The following is a 16601-nucleotide window of genomic DNA, read 5'->3' on the forward strand; positions in this document are numbered from 1 at the left end:
TCGCCGGGCGGGGCGCTCAGCCGAGCCGCCGAACCCGCTTCGCGGCGCCGCCACCCTCATTGAGCCGGCTGCCAATCATGAAAAATCCGGCTTGCCAATCGAGTCCCAATTCCTTGACACTCTGCTCTAAATGTGAGTGCCAATCCTGATCGTCATTTGATAAGATGGCTCTCATCATTCGTTAGGCAGCACCTGCGCGCATGACGCGCGAACGCCGGGTCGCATTAGCGGGAAACAAGTACGGGACGAGGCCCATCAGCACGGCACTCACGGCCGCCTTGCCGGGCGCGCATCACGCGCGGCCCGGCAGGGCGGCCGGCCGGCTCGCCTCCGTCTACACTGTGCGTTTTTTCTGGATCGGGGCGTCTCCATGGATGACGAAAACGATAGCGCGGTGCTCGAGGCGCACGTCGGTACGCGCAGCCCCTGCTGGCGTCTCGGCAGCGACAGCAACGCACTCGAACTGGCGGCCGTCCGCGGCCTGACCAACGTCGCCGTCGCGCTGACGGTCGAACAGGCCGCGTGCATCCGCGCGCTGACCGGTGTCACGTCGCACCTGGTGCTCGACATCGCGCTGTTCGGCGAACCGGTCAAGCTCCATCTCGTCGGCCGGAAGGTCGATACGACCAACTGGGCCGGCACGGCGTCCGCCTATTCCGATGCCGAGTCCGTCGCGGGCGATCTCGCGCACGGGCTCGCGTTCGCCGAGCAGGTCGTGTCCGAAGTGAATTCGCTCGTGGTGATCCTCGACCGCAACGGGATGGTGCAGCGCTTCAACCGCCTGTGCGAGGAAGTGACGGGCAAGCGCGAGGTCGACGTGATCGGCCGCAGCGCGTTCGAGCTGTTCATGACCCCCGAGCAGGGCGCGCAGTCGCGCAGCAACATCACGGGATTTTTCGCGAGCAACCATTCGTTCGCGGTCGAGCGCTACATCAACACGGTCAACGGGCCGCGCCTGTTCCAGTTCCGCAACAAGTTCGTGCAGAGCGGCAGCGGCGTCGACGAGCAGTTCCTGATCTGCTCGGGCATCGACATCACCGAGGAGCGCAGCGCGCAGCAGCGGCTCATCGAGCTTGCGAACACCGACGTGCTGACCGGCCTGCCGAACCGCCATGCGATCAGCGAGCGCATCCACGCGGCGATCGCCGCCGAGACCGCCGCGACGCGCGGGCAGGTCGGCATCCTGTTCCTCGATCTCGACAACTTCAAGCGCGTCAACGATCACTACGGGCACATCACCGGCGACCGGCTGCTGCAGGACGTGTCGGCGATCATCAGCGGCTGCCTGCCGTCCGGCGCGACGCTCGCGCGGCTCGGCGGCGACGAATTCCTCGTGCTGTTCGAGCACGGCACGCGGCCGCTGCTCGAAGCGACCGCGCAGATCATTCTCGAGCGGCTGCGAACGCCGATTCATCTCGGGCTGATGGAGGTCTACACGAGCTGCTCGATCGGCATCGCGATGCATCCGCAGCACGGCGATTCGCTCGAGACGCTGATCCGCAGCGCGGATACCGCGATGTACGTCGCGAAGGAAGAGGGCAAGCATACGTATCGCGTGTTCTCGCTGGAGATGAACCAGAAGGTCGCGAAGTACATGTGGCTCGACACGAACCTGCGCAAGGCGCTCGAAGAGGAGCAGTTCGTGCTGCACTACCAGCCGGTCGTCGATATCGCGACCGGCGACGTGCACGCCGTCGAGGCGCTGATCCGCTGGCAGTCGCCCGATCGCGGGCTCGTCGCGCCGGTCGAGTTCATCCGCTTCGCCGAGGAGTCGGGCCTGATCGCGCCGCTCGGGCGCTGGGTGATGCGTACCGCGGCCGCGCAGGCCGCCGCGTGGAAGGCGAAGGGGCTCGGCATCCGGATCGCGGTGAACGTGTCCGCGCGGCAGTTGCAGGACATGAACATCGTGCACCAGCTGGCGTCGATCCTCGACGCCGCGGGGCTCAAGCCCGGCCTGCTCGACATTGAGCTGACCGAGAGCTGCTTCATCGAGGACGAGGATGCGGCCAACGGGCTGATGCGGCAGTTCCGCCAGCTTGGAGCCGAGATCCATCTCGACGATTTCGGCACCGGCTATTCGTCGCTGTCGCAGTTGTCGCGCCTGCCGCTCGACGCGATCAAGCTCGACCGCACCTTCATCACGGGCATCGACCGCAATCCGCGCTCGCAGGCGCTGGTGCGCTCGGTCGTGTCGCTCGCGAAGGCGCTGAATTTCGCGGTGGTCGCCGAAGGCGTCGAAACGCATGCGGAAGCCGAATTCCTCAAGCAGCTCGACGTCGATCATGCGCAGGGCTACTACTACGCCCGCCCGATGCCGGCCCAGGCGTTCGAGGCGTGGCTCGCGGAGACGAGGAAGCTCAGGCTGATCGCCTGAGCCTCGTTCACGAACGGACGCCGCCGGCGAGCGGCGGCGTCCGTCTCACTACACCGTGCGCAGCTTCGACACGCGCCGGTTCTGCAGCATCACGAGGCGTTCCATGTACGCGAGATCCTTCGGCTCGATCGTGAACGCCGCATGCACCCACGCTTCCGTAATGTCCATCAGCTCGGAGCGCGTCAGCTGGAACACCCGCTCGCGCGCGCGCAGCATCGCGCGCACGCCGTTCAGCTTCGGCTTCATCACGTCGATGAAGGTGCGCGTCGCGAGATACGCGTCACCCGCGTCGAACGTCTGGTCGACCAGCCCGCGATCCTCGTACCACTCGGACGCGTGCGCTTCACCGGTCGAGATCAGGTGCTCCGCGACGCCCCGATCGGCCTTGCGCGCGACGAGCGAATAGCCGCCCATGCCCGGGAACAGGTTGAACGCGATCTCGGGAAACCCGAGCTTCACGCCCTTCTGCGCGAGCACGTAGTGATGCGCGAGCGCGGCCTCGAAGCCGCCGCCGAGCGCGCTGCCCTCGACCATCGCGATCGAGATCGCCCCGGTGCCGAAGCCCGTGTAGATCTCGTACACGCCGTCGATGCACGAGCGCGCATAGGCCATCAGCAGGTCGCGCTTGCCGCTGCGGATCGCGTCGACGAAGAAGCTCAGGTCGCCGCCGACGTTGAACAGCTCGGGGACGAGCGAGCCCGTCACCCAGAAGTCGAACGGCAGGCCCGAATCGCGTGCGACGCGTGCGAGATGGATGATGTCGGTAACGAGTTGCTGGTTGAAGCACGGCCGCGGCTCCGATCGCAGCATCATCCACATGACATTACGTCCCTCTTCGTAAAAGGCAGTCAGTTGCGTGAGTTCGCCGGCTTCATAAAACGGGCGGCACGCGGGATGGGATTGGAGTTGCATGGTATGTCCTCGTGAGATGTGGTTTTCGAAGACCGTCGCGCCCGGTGCCGAGCGGGAGGCGAGTGTCCTGCAGGGCGCCGGGCGCGAGGCATCGCCATTGTTGCGCGCACACAAAAGTCGAATTGCGAGGAACCACGCACGACCGGGACGCGGGTGCGGGTCGCATCGGTGCGGGTGGGGAAGGGGGCGGCGAGCACGGCCGGCCGCTATCGGGCGAAGGTGGGCGGCGCGTCGGCCGGTGCGCCGGACGGGGCCGGCAGGCATGTGAAGGCGGCCGGAAAGGGTGCCGTGCAGGTTCGCCGCGTTGCGCGAATGCGTGTAAACGGCCGATCCGGCGCGGGGCCGCCGGGGTTGTCCGCTTACATGATGAAAGCGGTGCCGGGCCGCCGTGCGGCCCCTATGGAAGATGCGGACTGGCGCCGCGCCCGTGCGTCGATTAGCTTTAAAGGATCGCGCCGCGCGTGGCGCCGGGCGTGCGGGAGGGGACCATGACCACGTTCCAGAAAGTGTGGCAGTTGCTCGTCGGAAAGCCGCTCGACCCGCTCGATCCGCGCACGCGGCATGCGATTGCCGTGACACCGTTGCTCGCCTGGGTCGGGCTCGGCGCCGACGGACTGTCGTCGTCGTGCTACGGGCCGGAGGAGGCGTTTCTCGCGCTCGGCCCGCACCATGCGCTCGCGCTGTTCCTCGCACTCGCGACGGCGGCGACCGTGTTCATCATCGCGCTCGGCTACAACCAGGTGATCGAGCTGTTCCCGACGGGCGGCGGCGGCTACCGCGTCGCGACGTCGCTGCTCGGGTCGAAGCCGGGGCTGGTATCCGGCGCTGCGCTGCTGGTCGACTACGTGCTGACCGTCGCGACGTCGCTCGCGAGCGGGGTCGACGCATTCTTCAGCCTGCTGCCGGTGAGCGCGCAGGCGTTCAAGCTCACGACCGAGATCGTGCTGATCCTGCTGATGACGGGGCTCAACTTCCGCGGGATGCGCGAATCGATCATGGTGCTGCTGCCGATCTTCATCGGCTTCGTGATCCTGCACTTCGGGCTGATCGTGTACGGCGTCGCCGTGCACGGCAGCAGCCTCGCGATGGTGGTGCCCGACGCCGTGCACGAAGCGCACGGCATGTCGCAATCGCTCGGCCTGTTCGTGCTGCTTGCGCTGCTGATGCGCGCGTTCTCGCTCGGCGGCGGGACTTATACGGGCCTCGAGGCCGTGTCGAACAACGTGAACATGCTCGCCGATCCGCGCGTGCCGAACGGCAAGGTGACGATGTGGTACATGTCGACGTCGCTCGCGTTCACGGCCGGCGGCATCATCCTGCTGTACATGCTGTGGCACGCGAAGCCTGTCGACGGCCAGACGCTCAACGCGGTCGTGTTCGGCAGCGTGATCGACCATCTCGGGCTCGGCTCGGCGTTCGCGCGCCACGCATTGCTCGCGGCCGTGCTGGCGTTCGAGGCCGGGCTGCTGATGGTCGGCGCGCAGACCGGCTTCCTCGACGGTCCGGCCGTGCTGTCGAACATGGCGTCGGATTCGTGGGTGCCGCGCCATTTCCGCGACCTGTCGGGGCGCCTCGTGCGGCAGAACGGCATCATCGTCGTCGGGCTGTCGAGCCTGCTGATCCTCTTGTGGACGCACGGCAGCGTCGACGTGCTCGTCGTGCTGTACAGCATCAACGTGTTTCTCACGTTCAGCCTGTCGCTGCTCGGGCTGTGCACGTACTGGTGGCGCCATCGCAGCCAGCAGGGCTGGTTCAAGCACTTCTTCCTGTCGGCGCTCGGGCTGAGCGTGACGGCGACCGTGCTCGTCATCACGCTGATCGAGAAGTTCACGGCAGGCGGCTGGCTCACGGTGCTCGTGACGAGCGCGGTGATCGCGCTGTGCTTCATGATCAATCGCCACTACGCCTATACGCGCGCGCAGCTCGCGAAGGAAGACGCGCTGTTCTCGGGCAAGGCGCCCGAAGTCGACGAAGCCACCGGGCCGGGCAAGCCCGACCCGTCGCAGCCGACGGCCGTGCTGCTGGTCGGCAAGCATCGCGGCGCGAGCATGCACGCGCTGCTGTGGGTCAACCGGCTGTTTCCCGGGCATTTCCGCAACGTGATCTTCCTCGCGGTCGGCGAAGTCGACGCGAAGGCGTACGACGGTCACGAACACCTCGAGCGGCTGCGGCACACGATCACCGAAGCGCTCGACTACTATGTCGCGCACTGCCGCCGCCACGGCATCGCCGCCGACTACCGGATCGCGTTCGGCACGAACCCCGTCGTCGAGTTCATGAACCTGGCTTCGTCGACGCTCGACGAATACCCGAACGCCGTGTGCTTCGCGAGCAAGCTGATCTTCCGGCGCGTGAATTTCCTCACAGCCTGGCTGCACAACCAGACGCCCGTCGAGCTGCAGGCGCGGCTGCACGTCGAGGGCAAGCAGATGGTGCTGTTGCCGATGAACGTCGGGTAGCGGCGGGCGAAACGGCTCACCCGGCTGATGAAAACGATCGCGGCAAGCGCACGGGCGACTGCAAATGACACGCTGACACGGGCGAGCCCATCGTGCCGGCGACCGTCGGCCGGGCGGTCACGGAGGGTCACGCTTGTGCGCGCGATGCGGCCGCCGCAGGTGCGCGTGGCGATACGTTGCCCGCAGCCGCTCGCGCCGCCGCCGCTCGTAGAAGAACAGCCCCAGCAGCGCAGCGAACGCCAGCAGCATGACGAGTTGCACGATTCCGTTTGCCATATCGCCTCCGGTCGCATGGGTGGCTGCTGCGTCGCACGGCAGCCGTCACCGGTGAAGACGCTTTCATTGTAGAAGCCGCCGCGCGGTACGTCGCTTGACGCTCGCGCACGGGGCGCACAAACTGGCCGGCACGCGTGCGTGCCGCGCCGGTCCGGGTTGCGCGGCCGCGTTTTCACGCGCATGGCGCGACGAGGTGCGATGTGGTGCCCTTTTATCACCGAGTGATCGGCTGGACGCTTGCCGGCGCGATCGCGCTCGGCCTGCCGGACGCGCATGCCGGTCCGCCTGGCGCAGCGCAGCGCGCGGACCTTGCCGCCGACACCGGCGGCGGTGCGCCCGTCACGGTCGTCAGCGACGTCCACGAATTCGTGATCCAGCACGACGGCTCGCTCGACGAGCACGACGATTCGACGCTGCGCGCGAACGACGCGAACGGCATCGATGCCATCGCGCAGCGCTACGTGTGGTTCGACAGGAATCTCGAGAAGGTGGACCTGCTGGCGGCCGAGACGATCGACCGCGACGGGGTCGCGCATCCGGTCGGCGCGGACGGCATCCGCGACGTGCAGGAACCGCGCTCGGCCGGCGCGCCGACGTTCCAGGACGGGCTGCTGCGCACCGTCGTGTTTCCCGGCGTCGAAGCCGGGTCGAGCACGCGCGTGGCGTTCCGCAAGGCCCGCACGAAGCCGGTCAACCGCGGCTACTTCGGCTACACCGTGGAGCCGTCGCGCGAGCCGGTCGACCGCCAGCGGCTGATCTTCGACGTGCCGGCCGATATGCCGCTGTACGCAGATGCGCGCGGCTACGTCGCGCTGCCGCCGGTCACCGCGAATGGCCGCACGCGCTACGAATTCGACTACCGGCACGGCCCGTACGACCGCATCGAAAGCGGCGCGGTCGGCTACGCGACCTACGGCGACCGGCTCGTCGTGTCGACGCTGCCAGACTACGCGGCGTTCGCCGCGCGCTATCGCAACGCGGCCGTCGATCCGGGCGCGGACGATCCGGCCGTCACGCAGCTGGCGCGCACGCTCACCGCGGGTGTCGCCGATCCGCACGACCAGGCACGCATCCTGTACGACTGGGTGCAGGCGAACATCCGCTACGTCGGGCTGTTTCTCGGTGAAACCGCGGCCGCGCCGCATCGCGTGACGGACATCCTGCGCAACCGCTACGGCGACTGCAAGGATCATGTCGCGCTGTTCGGCGCGCTGCTCGCGGCGGTCGGCATCCGCAGCGAGCCGGTGCTGCTCAATCTCGGGTCCGTCTACACGCTGCCGGCGGTGCCCGGTTACGGCGGTGGCGCGATCAATCACGCGATCACGTGGCTGCCCGATCTCGCGCTTTACGCGGACACGACGACGGCCGGCATCGCATTCGGCTATCTGCCGCCGATCGTGATGGACCGTCCCGCGCTGCTCGTCGATACGGGCGTGCTGTCGCGCACGCCGGCCACGCAGCCGCGCGGCCGCATCGCGCGGGTCGAGATCGACGCCGCGGGGCCGGGCGCCGCGCGTTTTCATGCGTTCATCGAGGACGACGGCTGGACGGCCGAACTCGAACGCAACCTGTTTCGCCGCGCGACGCCCGACTCCGTCGCCCAGCTCGCGAACAACCGGCTGCGGCAAAGCGGCCTGCGCGGCCGCGCGCAGCTGTCGACCAGCGACCGGCGCGTGACCGACGGGCCGTTCGACGTGACGATGTCGGGCACGCTCGATCATTTCGTGTGGCCCGACGGCACGACCGCGTTGCCCGCGCTGTCGAGCCTGACGGGCGGCATCGCGACGCAGGTCGAGAACTGGCTCGCCGAGCCCGTGCGCACGCAGCCGTGGGGCTGCATCGGCGGCACGTTCGACGAGACCGGCCAGATCGCGCTGCCGGCCGACGTCACGGTGGCCGACCTGCCGGCCGACACGGCCGTGCACGACCGCTTCGTCGACTTCACGTCGCATTACGTATTCGATGCGGCCGCGCGCGTCGTGCAGGTCACGCGGCGGATGACCGCGGATTTCGGCCGTCAGGTGTGTACGGCGGACGAATTCACGGCGCTGCGCGCGTCGCTCGAACGCATCGAACGCGACACGCAGGCGCAGATCGTCGTGCGGGCGAACGGGCGCTGAACGGGCAGGAACGTGAGCGCATCGATGCGATCGGTCGATGCGCAGGAGGAACATCATGACGGAACGGGATCACGAGATCGCCGATCTCTCGAAGGAATTGCTGGGCCGGATCGTGCAGGGCACCGTGTCGAGCGGCGCGGTCGTGGACGTGGAGCAGTGCGCGGCGCTTGCCGTGCAGTGCGCGACGGCGTTGGTCGACAAGCTGGAAGCGCGCAGCGACTGAACGACGCTGCCATCACGTCTGAAGGCCATTGGAGCGACGCCTGGCGGCCGTGGCCGGCATCACGCGTGAAGCGTGACGCGCGCCCCGTCACGCATTACGCATCGACACGCACCTCGCCGTCCGCGCGCACGGCGCCCGGCGGCTTGCCCACCACGCGCTTGAACGCGCGGCTGAACGCGGCGAGCGAGCCGTAGCCGAGCCGGTACGCGACGGCCTCGATCGTCTCGTGGTCGCGCGTGATCCATTGCGCGGCGAGCCGCATCCGCAGCTCGGTCAGGTATCGCACCGGCGTCATCCCGGTGGCCGCGAGAAAGCGTTCGGCAAACACCGAGCGCGACACACCCGCTTCGGTCGCGAGTTCCGCCACGCTCCAGTTGCGGCCCGGGTCGCGATGCAGCGCGACGATCGCGCGGCCGAGCTTCGGCTCGCGCAGCGCCTGCACCCAGCCCGTCGCATCACCGCATCCGCACTCGACCCAGCCGCGCACGATGAACGCCGCGACCACATCCGCGAGCCGCGCGAGGATGCCCGCGAAACCCGCGCGCGCCGAGCACGCTTCGCGCTCCATGGCATCGAGCATCGGGCGGATTTCCGGGTAGCGCGCGAGCAGCGTGCCGACGTGCATGAACTCGGGCATCGTGCCGACCAGCGGCTGCATGCCGCCGAGATCAAGCTCCATGCACGCGCTGAAGATCAGCGCATCGCCGGCACCCGGCTCGGTCGTCGCGCAGCTCGCGGGCGACACGCCGGCCGATGCCACCGACGCGACCGTATCGCAGATCTTCGCGACCTCGAAGCCGTTGATCTCGCGGCACGGTGCATCGGGGTCCGACACCAGCGCGTGCATGCCGCCGTGCGGCAGCAGGATCGCGTCGCCGGCCTCGAGCCGCATCGTGGCGCCCGACGCGTCGCGCAGCAGCACCGGCCCGCGCCCGACGAAATGGAACTGCGCGCGGCCCGTCACGTGGCCGAAATTCAGCCCGAACGGCCGCGCGACCTGGATGCGGCGGTACTGGACGCCGCTCAGGCGCATCCCCAGCAGCAGCTCGCTGACGAGGTCGTGCACGTCGGGGATGGGCGGAAGCAGGGGCTCGGACATAGCGAGATTCGGACGAACGATCAACAAGAACGGATTGTATGTCATAGACCGTCCTGACGTGGTTCCTTACGATACGCCCTCATCAGTACTTTCCCTAACCGACACGGAACCACGCATGAATCCCGGAACCTCCACGGCCGCCTCGACGGCGGCCCCCCGCGAACCGGCCTGGGGCGCGGTGTTCGCGATGACGCTCGGCGTGTTCGGGCTCGTCACGGCCGAATTCCTGCCGGCGAGCCTGCTGACGCCGATGGCCGACAGCCTCGGCGTGACCGAAGGCGTGGCCGGGCAGGCCGTCACGGCCACCGCGACGGTCGCGCTGGTCACGAGCCTGCTGATCTCGGCGCTGACGCGCACGATCGACCGGCGGCGCGTGCTGCTCGTGTTCTCGGTGCTGCTCGTCGCGTCGAACCTGGCGGTCGCGTTCGCGCCGAACCTGGCAATGCTGCTGGTCGGTCGCGTCGTGCTCGGCATCGCGCTCGGCGGCTTCTGGACGATGGCCACCGCGACCGCGATGCGGCTCGTGCCGACGGCGATGGTGCCGCGCGCGCTGTCGATCATCTTCAGCGGCGTGGCGGTCGCGACGATCGCGTCCGCGCCGATGGGCAGCTACTTCGGTCACCTGATCGGCTGGCGCAACGTATTCCTGATCGCGGCCGCGCTCGGCGGCCTCGCGTTCGTGTCGCAGATCCTCACGCTGCCGTCGATGCCGCCGAGCGGCACGACGCGGCTGCGCACGCTGATCGACGTCCTGCGCCGGCCGACCGTCGGCCTCGGCATGTTCGCGACGATCCTCGTGTTCACCGGGCACTTCGCGTTCTTCACGTACCTGCGGCCGTTCCTCGAACAGGTCGCGGGCGTCGGCGTGAACGGGCTGTCGGCGATCCTGCTCGGCTACGGCATCGCGAACTTCGTCGGCACGTCGCTCGCCGGCCGCGTGCTCGAACACCGGTTGCGGTCGATGCTGATCGGGATGCCCGCGCTGATGGTCGTGCTCGGCGTCGCGCTCGTCGCACTCGGCCGCGCGCCGATGATCGACGCGGTGCTCGTCGCGTTGTGGGGGATGGCGTTCGGCGGCGTGCCCGTCGCGTGGTCGACGTGGGTCACGCGCACCGTGCCCGATGAGGCCGAGAGCGCGGGCGGGCTGATCGTCGCGGCGATCCAGCTCGCGATCGCGACGGGCGCGGCGGCCGGCGGCGTCGTGTTCGACGCGAACGGGGCGGCCGGCGTGTTCGTTGCCGCGGCCGTCGTGCTGGCCGTTGCGGTCGCAACGATCGTGACCGGCGTGCCGAAGCGCGTCGGCGTGGTGCCCGCGCTGGCGGAATGACCGGCACCGGCGGGCCGCCCGGCCCGCCGCTCAGCGCACCGGTGCGTGCGTGTCGAGCAACTGCCGGTGGCGCGCTTCGGTCGCGTCGTCGGCGGGGAACATGCACTCCATGCGCAGCTCCTGTGCGGCGGCGCTCTGCGGTGTCCCCACCGTCGTGACCAGCGAGAAGTAACGCAGCACGACGCCTTCGTGCACGAAGCCGATCGGGATGACCGGCAGTGATGGTGCGGCGGCCGGCGCCGGCGGCGTTTTCCAGTCGCGCGGCGCATCGGGGCTCGCGAGCAGGTCGTCGAGCAGTTGCCGCGTGTCGTCGTCGATCACGCGGCCGACCGCTTCGCGATGCACGCGTTGCAGCAGGCTGCGCGACACCGTCTCCCAGTCGGCCAGGAACGGCCGCATCCCGTGCGGATCGAACATCAGGCGCAGCAGGTTGCGCGGGCCGTCGCGCGCGGCCATGTCGATGAAGCAGCCAAAGAAGCGCGGCGCCGCGTCGTTGGTCATCAGCACGTTCCAGTGCCGGTCGATCACGATCGCCGGAAACGGATCGTGCTGGCGCACGACCCGTTCCAGCGCGCCGATCACGCCCTGCATCTCCTGCGCATCCCACGGCGCTTCCGAATACACCGGTGCATACCCGGCCGCGAGCAGCAACGCATTGCGCTCGCGCAGCGGCACGTCCAGTGTTTGCGCGAGCGTCAGCAGCGTGTCGCGGCCCGGCACGCTGCGTCCGCTTTCGATGAAGCTGATCTGGCGCTGCGAGATGCCCGCGTCGAGCGACAGGTCGAGCTGGCTCACGCCGCGTATATCGCGCCAGTAGCGCAGCAACTGGCCGAGTTCGTGCGGCGGCGCGTGCGGTTCGCGGCGGCTGGCGTTCATCGTGCCTCCCAGGGCGTTCCACGAAGGACGCGATCGACTATATCGGACTCACGCGGCGTTCGCCTGCCACGCGAATGCGTCGAACGGCGCTTCGAGCGCCGGCTGCGTCACGCTGCCGACGTAGTTCGTGATCGTCGATGCGGCGACCACCGCGATCACTTCCAGCAACTGTTCGGCGCTGAAGCCGGCGTCGAGGAACACCTGCCGGTCGGCCTCGGGCAGGCGGCCGCGGGTGTCGATCAGCTTGCGTGCGGTGGCCGACAGCGCGGCCAGTGTCGCGTCGCCGGGCAGGGCGCCGCGGCGGATCGCGTCGACATCGGCGTGGGTTACACCCTGTTTCAGCGCCAGCGCGGTGTGGAACGCGACCGGCCATTCGCTCGCGTTCGTGACCGCGTTGGTGAGCAGGAGCGTCTGGATCTGCGGCTCGGTGAGGCTGCTCGCGTGCACGCGCTCGAACAGGCCGATGAAGCCGTTGATCAGCACCGGCGACGCGGCCATCGCCGCCGCGATGTTCGGGACGATGCCGAAGGTGTGCTGGAGTTGCTGGAGGACGGGCTTTGAGGCGGCCGGCGCCGAGTCGATGGTGTGAAGCGGATAGGCGGACATGATGTCTCCGGGCGATGCGCGCCGCCGGAATGGCGGCGCGACACCCGAAGCGTAGGAGCGGCGGTGTCGTGCGCCAATTACATGGGATGTAATCGTTCGGTGCGCGCATGACGCCGTCCGTTTTGCGAAGCTGTCAGCCGCCTTGCCTGACCAGCTCCGCCAGCGTTTTCATCGCCTGCAGGTACGGATACGGTCCGTGGCTGATGCGGGCCACGCCGTATTCCGCGAATTCGGCGAGCGTCGGCGTCTCCGTGACGCGCATCACGTTCACCGGCAGCGGCGACGCGGCCGTCAGCGCGCGAATGAGCGCCGGTGAGCCCAGCCCCGGCACGAACAGCCCATCGGCACCGGCCGCGGCAAAAGCACGCGCGCGGGCCAGCGTGGCGTCGAGCAGACGTGCGTCGTGCGTGTCGGCCGGCGCCGTGAAGAACACGTCGGTGCGCGCGTTGATGAAGAAGTTGACGCCCGCGCGATCCGCGGCCTGCCGGGCTGCCGCGAGACGAGCCGCCGCTGCGTCGACGTCACGCAATTCACCCGTCGCCGGGAAGCTGTCCTCGAGGTTGCAGCCGATCGCGCCGGCCTTGATGCTGAGCGCGATCGTCTCGGCGACATCCTCCAGCCGCTCGCCGTACCCGCTTTCGAGATCGACTGTGACGGGCAGGTCGGTCGCGCGCGTGATCCGCTCGAGCACGTCCATCATCAGCGCGCGCGGCATCTGCTCGCCGTCGGCGAAACCGTTCGCCGCCGCGACCGACCAGCTGCCGGTTGCCAGCGCGACGGCGCCCGCATCGGCCGCGGTGCGCGCGCTGCCGGCGTCCCATACGTTGAACAGCGCCAGCGGCTGGCCTGCGCGGTGAAGCGAACGGAAATACGCGCCTTTCTCATTGCTGCTCATGCTTGCGTCTCCTGATTGAAAACCGGATCGGTTGTCGTGCCGAACGATACTGCCACCGTATCGAGCGCCGCGAGGAAATCGCGTGCGTCGAACAGCTCGCCGAGACTGCGCACGCCGCCCGACACCGCGGTGTCGCCCGCGATCAGGCGCACGGCTGCCTCGACGATGATCGGTGCGCTGACGGCGTAGATGTCGCGCCCGGACGCCGTCGCGCGATGCGTCGTGCCGCCCTGCACGACGATCGCGTCCATCGCGAACTGCTGCGCCGAGCGGCCCATCTCGTCGGTCGGCTCGGGCGGCGGCGTGGCGGCGTCGCGCACGTCGCGCAGCGCGACGGTGGCGAGCCACGATTCGATCGTATCGATGCGCAGGTGACGCGACAGTGTCATCACTTCCGAAAACGGCAGCAGCGTCACGTCGACCTGGCCGATCGGCGGCGGGAACGGCCATGCGCGTTCGCGTGCGGTCGACGGCACCGGCGTCGGCTTCCCGTCCCTCTGCACGAGCCGCACCGCGCGATTGCGTTCGCCCGTCACGCGCGTGCCGCGTGTCGGGTGCCAGCGGTCGAGGCCGGTTGCGACCTCGACGCGCTCGATCGGCTGGTGCGGGTCCACGACGGCCGTGACGAGCAGGTCGGCCAGGCCGCCGTAGAACGCCGCGGCCGGCACGAGGGTCACGCCCGCGGCGCGCGCCCGCGCATCGCCGTGTTCGGCCAGCGCCAGCACCGTCGGCTGCTCGGCAGTCAGGTCGAGATAGGGGATGCCGGCCCGCAGCGCGGCATCGGCCAGCGGCAACGCGGTATCGAGGTACGGGCCCGCGCAGTTGATCACTGCAGCCGCGCCGCGCAACGCGGCGTCGAGCGCGGCGGGATCGTCGATCGTGGCGACGCGCGCGAGCGCGAGCGCCGTATCGCCGTCGTCCTCCTCGAGCCGCGCGGCATCGCGCCCGATGCGGATCGCGCGCAGGCCGCGCCGGGCCAGCTCCGCGACGACGAACCGCCCGGTATGACCCGTGGCGCCATAGACTGCAACCGTCATTCGATCATCCATGATCTACTCCGCTACAGAACGGTCTGTTTTATAGTACAGACCTGTAGCGTCGTCAAGGACGCGATGCTATGATCGGATCACTGTTGCAGTAGTGAGCGGCCAGCAAGGCCGGGTCGGGATGAAAAAGGAAACAGGCACACCAGGGAGCGCGCCCGATACGCGCGAACGCATTCTGCAGACGGCCAGCGCGCTGTTCTACCGGGAGGGCACACGCGCGGTCGGCGTGGACCTGATCGTCGCGCAGGCGGGCGTCGCGAAGACGAGCCTCTATCGTCACTTCACGACGAAGGACGACCTGATCGAAGCGTTCCTGCTGCGCGAGGACGCCGATTTCTGGGCGCATTGGGATGCGGTGGCCGCGCAGTACCGGCGCACGCCGCGCGAGGAACTGGACGCGCAGCTGCAATGGATCGGCGAGCGCATTGCGCGCCCCGGCTATCGCGGCTGTCCGCAGATCAACATCGCCGCCGAATACGCGGACGGCAACCATCCGGCCCGCAAGGTGGCCGTCGCGCACAAGCAGGAATTGCGGCGCCGGCTGGCCGAGCTGGCGGAGGCGATGGGTGTCGACGAGCCGGAAACCTTCGCGCTGCGGCTCGCGACCGTGATCGACGGCGCGCTGAGCAGCGGGCAGGCGCTGCATGCGCACGGGCCCGTGGCCTTCCTGCAGGAATTCGCGCAACTGCTGTTGCCGAAAAAGGACCGCAAGTAAGCCGCCTGGCCGCGGCGATCCGCGCGCCGGTCCGGTTCAGCCGCGCGCGGCCGGATCGACCGACAGCGCGCGCAACTGGCCGCGCAACTGATCGACTTCTCCTGGCGCGAACGGCCGTTCGATCTCGGCATGCGTCTGCTGCCACAGCGGAAACGCTTCGGCCAGCAGCTCGTGGCCGGCCTGCGTCAGTTCGAGCAGGCGGCTGCGCCGGTCGTCCGGGTCCTGGATGATCGTGACCAGGCCGCGCCGCTCGAGCGGCTTGAGCGCGGCCGTGAGCGTGGTGCGGTCCATCGCGAGTAGCGACGCGACCGATTTCATTGGCGCCGGCTGGGGCCGGTTCAGCGACATCAGCAGCGAAAACTGGCCGTTGGTGAGATCCAGCGGGCGCAGCACATCGTCGAAGATCCGCGCAAGATTACGCGCCGCGCGCTGCATGTGCAGGCACAGGCAGCAATCGCGCACCATCAGCGTCGTTTCGAAAGGGAGGTGTTCTTTTCGTGCCATGTTGCAATTGTGTTGATATCAACCTATCGTGTCAAGGTCGAGGCGCGGCAGCCCGTCGCGTCCGTCACCGAAGGGGACAGCATGAGTGCGCAACAGCAGTTGTATCTCGCGGTATTTCTCGGGACGAAGGATAGTCCGGCGATGAAAGCCTGGATGGCGCTGCCGGACGAGGAGCGACGCACGCGCGAGCGCGACGGCATCGCCGCATGGCATGCGTGGGTCGACCGGCATCGCGACGCGATCGTCGAGATGGGCGGGCCGCTCGGCAAGACGAAGACCATCGATGCCGCCGGCGTCACGGACACGGCGAACGCGATGAGCGGCTTCACCGTCGTGCGGGCGGCCTCGCACGAAGCCGCGGCCGCGCTGTTCGAAGGCCATCCGCATTTCACGCTGTTCCCGGGCGTGGCGATCGACGTGATGCCGGTGCAGGCGATTCCCGGCGCGTGAACGACGCGCGAGGCCCGGCGCCGTGTATCGGCGATGCGCCGTGGCCGGCAGGCGGACGATTTCCCGACATTCTGGATGGAGACTGGCGATGAAGCTTTACGGATTTGCCGGCACCCGCTCGCAACGCGCGCTGTGGGGGCTGAAGGAACTGGATGCCGATTTCGAGTTCATCTCGGTGAACCTGCTCCAGGGCGAACACAAGCGGCCCGAATTCCTGCGCCTCAATCCGGCCGGCAAGGTGCCCGTGCTGGTGGACGGCGACCTCGTGATTCCCGAATCGGCCGCGATCGTGCTGTATCTCGCGGACAAGTACCCGGAGAAGGCGCTGCTGCCGGTCGATCCGGCGCTGCGGGCCGAGGCTTACCGGTGGGTCATGTTCGCGGTGACGGAGCTCGAGCAGCCGCTGTGGCGGATCACGCGGCACTCGTTCATCTATCCGCCGGAGAAGCGTTCGCCGGCCGACATCGAACTGGCGCGCGAGGATTTCAGGACGATGGCCGCGCTCCTCGACAAGCATCTCGAAGGGCGCGAATTCATCGTGGGCGACACGCTGACGGTGGCCGATTGCGTGACGGCTTACCTGATCGACTGGGCCGGCGAGTGCAACCTGATCGAACCGTTTCCGCAGTTGCGTGCGTATCTCGAACGGTTGTATGCGCGGCCGAAGGCGCCGCAGCGGATCGCGGACGCGCGCAAGGCGGCGTGAACGTTCGGCGGCC

16 protein-coding genes are annotated in these 16601 nt (G+C 68.6%); 8 read left to right on the top strand and 8 right to left on the bottom strand.

What is annotated here, in order from left to right:
* The first annotated feature begins 370 nt into the window (after positions 1-370).
* A complete protein-coding gene (gene pdeR / locus G3N96_RS24215; protein WP_206138740.1) occupies positions 371-2374 on the top strand; it encodes a cyclic di-GMP phosphodiesterase in 2004 nt (667 codons plus the stop codon).
* Between the two features lie 48 nt (positions 2375-2422).
* On the opposite strand, the gene G3N96_RS24220 is transcribed toward pdeR, so the two are convergent.
* Positions 2423-3286, bottom strand: a complete 864-nt coding sequence (locus G3N96_RS24220) for a crotonase/enoyl-CoA hydratase family protein (RefSeq protein WP_124581777.1) — start codon at positions 3284-3286, stop codon at positions 2423-2425.
* A gap of 488 nt (positions 3287-3774) precedes the next feature.
* Between G3N96_RS24220 and G3N96_RS24225 the strand changes: the two genes are divergently transcribed.
* Positions 3775-5745 (top strand): APC family permease, encoded by a 1971-nt coding sequence (locus G3N96_RS24225; protein WP_206138741.1) that lies wholly within the window; start codon positions 3775-3777, stop codon positions 5743-5745.
* Positions 5746-5862: 117 nt separating this feature from the next.
* Here the strand turns inward: G3N96_RS24225 and G3N96_RS24230 are convergent, their stop codons facing one another.
* The gene (locus tag G3N96_RS24230; RefSeq protein ID WP_185634232.1) at positions 5863-6021 is read right to left on the bottom strand and encodes a hypothetical protein; all 159 of its coding nucleotides are present in this window, start codon (positions 6019-6021) and stop codon (positions 5863-5865) included.
* A gap of 200 nt (positions 6022-6221) precedes the next feature.
* On the opposite strand from G3N96_RS24230, the gene G3N96_RS24235 reads away from it, so the two are divergent.
* The gene (locus G3N96_RS24235) at positions 6222-8141 is read left to right on the top strand and encodes a DUF3857 and transglutaminase domain-containing protein (RefSeq protein ID WP_206138742.1); all 1920 of its coding nucleotides are present in this window, start codon (positions 6222-6224) and stop codon (positions 8139-8141) included.
* Between the two features lie 55 nt (positions 8142-8196).
* Positions 8197-8364 carry a hypothetical protein gene (locus G3N96_RS24240; protein WP_206138743.1) on the top strand — a complete coding sequence of 56 codons (168 nt, stop codon included), beginning with the start codon at positions 8197-8199 and terminating at the stop codon, positions 8362-8364.
* A 94-nt stretch (positions 8365-8458) separates the two neighbouring features.
* Here G3N96_RS24240 and G3N96_RS24245 read toward each other — a convergent pair whose 3' ends face one another.
* Positions 8459-9508, bottom strand: a complete 1050-nt coding sequence (locus G3N96_RS24245; RefSeq protein ID WP_206138744.1) for an AraC family transcriptional regulator — start codon at positions 9506-9508, stop codon at positions 8459-8461.
* Between the two features lie 70 nt (positions 9509-9578).
* Between G3N96_RS24245 and G3N96_RS24250 the strand changes: the two genes are divergently transcribed.
* The gene (locus tag G3N96_RS24250; protein ID WP_206138745.1) at positions 9579-10790 is read left to right on the top strand and encodes an MFS transporter; all 1212 of its coding nucleotides are present in this window, start codon (positions 9579-9581) and stop codon (positions 10788-10790) included.
* A gap of 30 nt (positions 10791-10820) precedes the next feature.
* On the opposite strand, the gene G3N96_RS24255 is transcribed toward G3N96_RS24250, so the two are convergent.
* From G3N96_RS24255 to G3N96_RS24270, 4 genes are all read right to left on the bottom strand, one after another.
* Positions 10821-11666, bottom strand: coding sequence for a helix-turn-helix transcriptional regulator (locus G3N96_RS24255; protein ID WP_206138746.1), 846 nt, complete (start codon positions 11664-11666; stop codon positions 10821-10823).
* A gap of 48 nt (positions 11667-11714) precedes the next feature.
* Entirely contained in the window at positions 11715-12272 is a 558-nt protein-coding gene (locus G3N96_RS24260; RefSeq protein ID WP_206138747.1) for a carboxymuconolactone decarboxylase family protein, read from the bottom strand.
* 133 nt (positions 12273-12405) lie between these two features.
* Entirely contained in the window at positions 12406-13167 is a 762-nt protein-coding gene (locus G3N96_RS24265; RefSeq protein WP_206138748.1) for an isocitrate lyase/phosphoenolpyruvate mutase family protein, read from the bottom strand.
* Positions 13164-14216 (bottom strand): saccharopine dehydrogenase NADP-binding domain-containing protein, encoded by a 1053-nt coding sequence (locus G3N96_RS24270; protein WP_206138749.1) that lies wholly within the window; start codon positions 14214-14216, stop codon positions 13164-13166. The genes G3N96_RS24265 and G3N96_RS24270 overlap by 4 nt, the downstream gene beginning before the upstream one ends.
* Before the next feature lie 118 nt (positions 14217-14334).
* Between G3N96_RS24270 and G3N96_RS24275 the strand changes: the two genes are divergently transcribed.
* Positions 14335-14928: a TetR/AcrR family transcriptional regulator gene (locus tag G3N96_RS24275; RefSeq protein ID WP_206138750.1), complete on the top strand. Its 594-nt coding sequence runs from the start codon at positions 14335-14337 to the stop codon at positions 14926-14928.
* 36 nt (positions 14929-14964) lie between these two features.
* Here G3N96_RS24275 and G3N96_RS24280 read toward each other — a convergent pair whose 3' ends face one another.
* Positions 14965-15432 (bottom strand): MarR family transcriptional regulator, encoded by a 468-nt coding sequence (locus tag G3N96_RS24280; protein ID WP_206138751.1) that lies wholly within the window; start codon positions 15430-15432, stop codon positions 14965-14967.
* 81 nt (positions 15433-15513) lie between these two features.
* On the opposite strand from G3N96_RS24280, the gene G3N96_RS24285 reads away from it, so the two are divergent.
* Both G3N96_RS24285 and G3N96_RS24290 read left to right on the top strand, forming a co-directional pair.
* A complete protein-coding gene (locus G3N96_RS24285; protein ID WP_206138752.1) occupies positions 15514-15882 on the top strand; it encodes a hypothetical protein in 369 nt (122 codons plus the stop codon).
* Between the two features lie 88 nt (positions 15883-15970).
* Complete coding sequence (locus G3N96_RS24290; protein ID WP_206138753.1) at positions 15971-16588, top strand: glutathione S-transferase family protein; 618 nt, start codon at positions 15971-15973, stop codon at positions 16586-16588.
* The last annotated feature ends 13 nt before the right edge of the window (positions 16589-16601 follow it).

The sequence above is a fragment of the Burkholderia sp. Se-20373 genome (genome assembly GCF_017104705.1).
GTDB lineage: Bacteria > Pseudomonadota > Gammaproteobacteria > Burkholderiales > Burkholderiaceae > Burkholderia.

Bases quoted from the DNA above. Each gene is read 5' to 3' on its own strand.
- pdeR (WP_206138740.1), top strand. From the start codon at position 371: ATGGATGACGAAAACGATAGCGCGGTGCTCGAGGCGCACGTCGGTACG.
- G3N96_RS24220 (WP_124581777.1), bottom strand. From the start codon at position 3,286: ATGCAACTCCAATCCCATCCCGCGTGCCGCCCGTTTTATGAAGCCGGC.
- G3N96_RS24225 (WP_206138741.1), top strand. From the start codon at position 3,775: ATGACCACGTTCCAGAAAGTGTGGCAGTTGCTCGTCGGAAAGCCGCTC.
- G3N96_RS24230 (WP_185634232.1), bottom strand. From the start codon at position 6,021: ATGGCAAACGGAATCGTGCAACTCGTCATGCTGCTGGCGTTCGCTGCG.
- G3N96_RS24240 (WP_206138743.1), top strand. From the start codon at position 8,197: ATGACGGAACGGGATCACGAGATCGCCGATCTCTCGAAGGAATTGCTG.
- G3N96_RS24245 (WP_206138744.1), bottom strand. From the start codon at position 9,508: ATGACATACAATCCGTTCTTGTTGATCGTTCGTCCGAATCTCGCTATG.
- G3N96_RS24250 (WP_206138745.1), top strand. From the start codon at position 9,579: ATGAATCCCGGAACCTCCACGGCCGCCTCGACGGCGGCCCCCCGCGAA.
- G3N96_RS24255 (WP_206138746.1), bottom strand. From the start codon at position 11,666: ATGAACGCCAGCCGCCGCGAACCGCACGCGCCGCCGCACGAACTCGGC.
- G3N96_RS24260 (WP_206138747.1), bottom strand. From the start codon at position 12,272: ATGTCCGCCTATCCGCTTCACACCATCGACTCGGCGCCGGCCGCCTCA.
- G3N96_RS24265 (WP_206138748.1), bottom strand. From the start codon at position 13,167: ATGAGCAGCAATGAGAAAGGCGCGTATTTCCGTTCGCTTCACCGCGCA.
- G3N96_RS24270 (WP_206138749.1), bottom strand. From the start codon at position 14,216: ATGGATGATCGAATGACGGTTGCAGTCTATGGCGCCACGGGTCATACC.
- G3N96_RS24275 (WP_206138750.1), top strand. From the start codon at position 14,335: ATGAAAAAGGAAACAGGCACACCAGGGAGCGCGCCCGATACGCGCGAA.
- G3N96_RS24280 (WP_206138751.1), bottom strand. From the start codon at position 15,432: ATGGCACGAAAAGAACACCTCCCTTTCGAAACGACGCTGATGGTGCGC.
- G3N96_RS24285 (WP_206138752.1), top strand. From the start codon at position 15,514: ATGAGTGCGCAACAGCAGTTGTATCTCGCGGTATTTCTCGGGACGAAG.
- G3N96_RS24290 (WP_206138753.1), top strand. From the start codon at position 15,971: ATGAAGCTTTACGGATTTGCCGGCACCCGCTCGCAACGCGCGCTGTGG.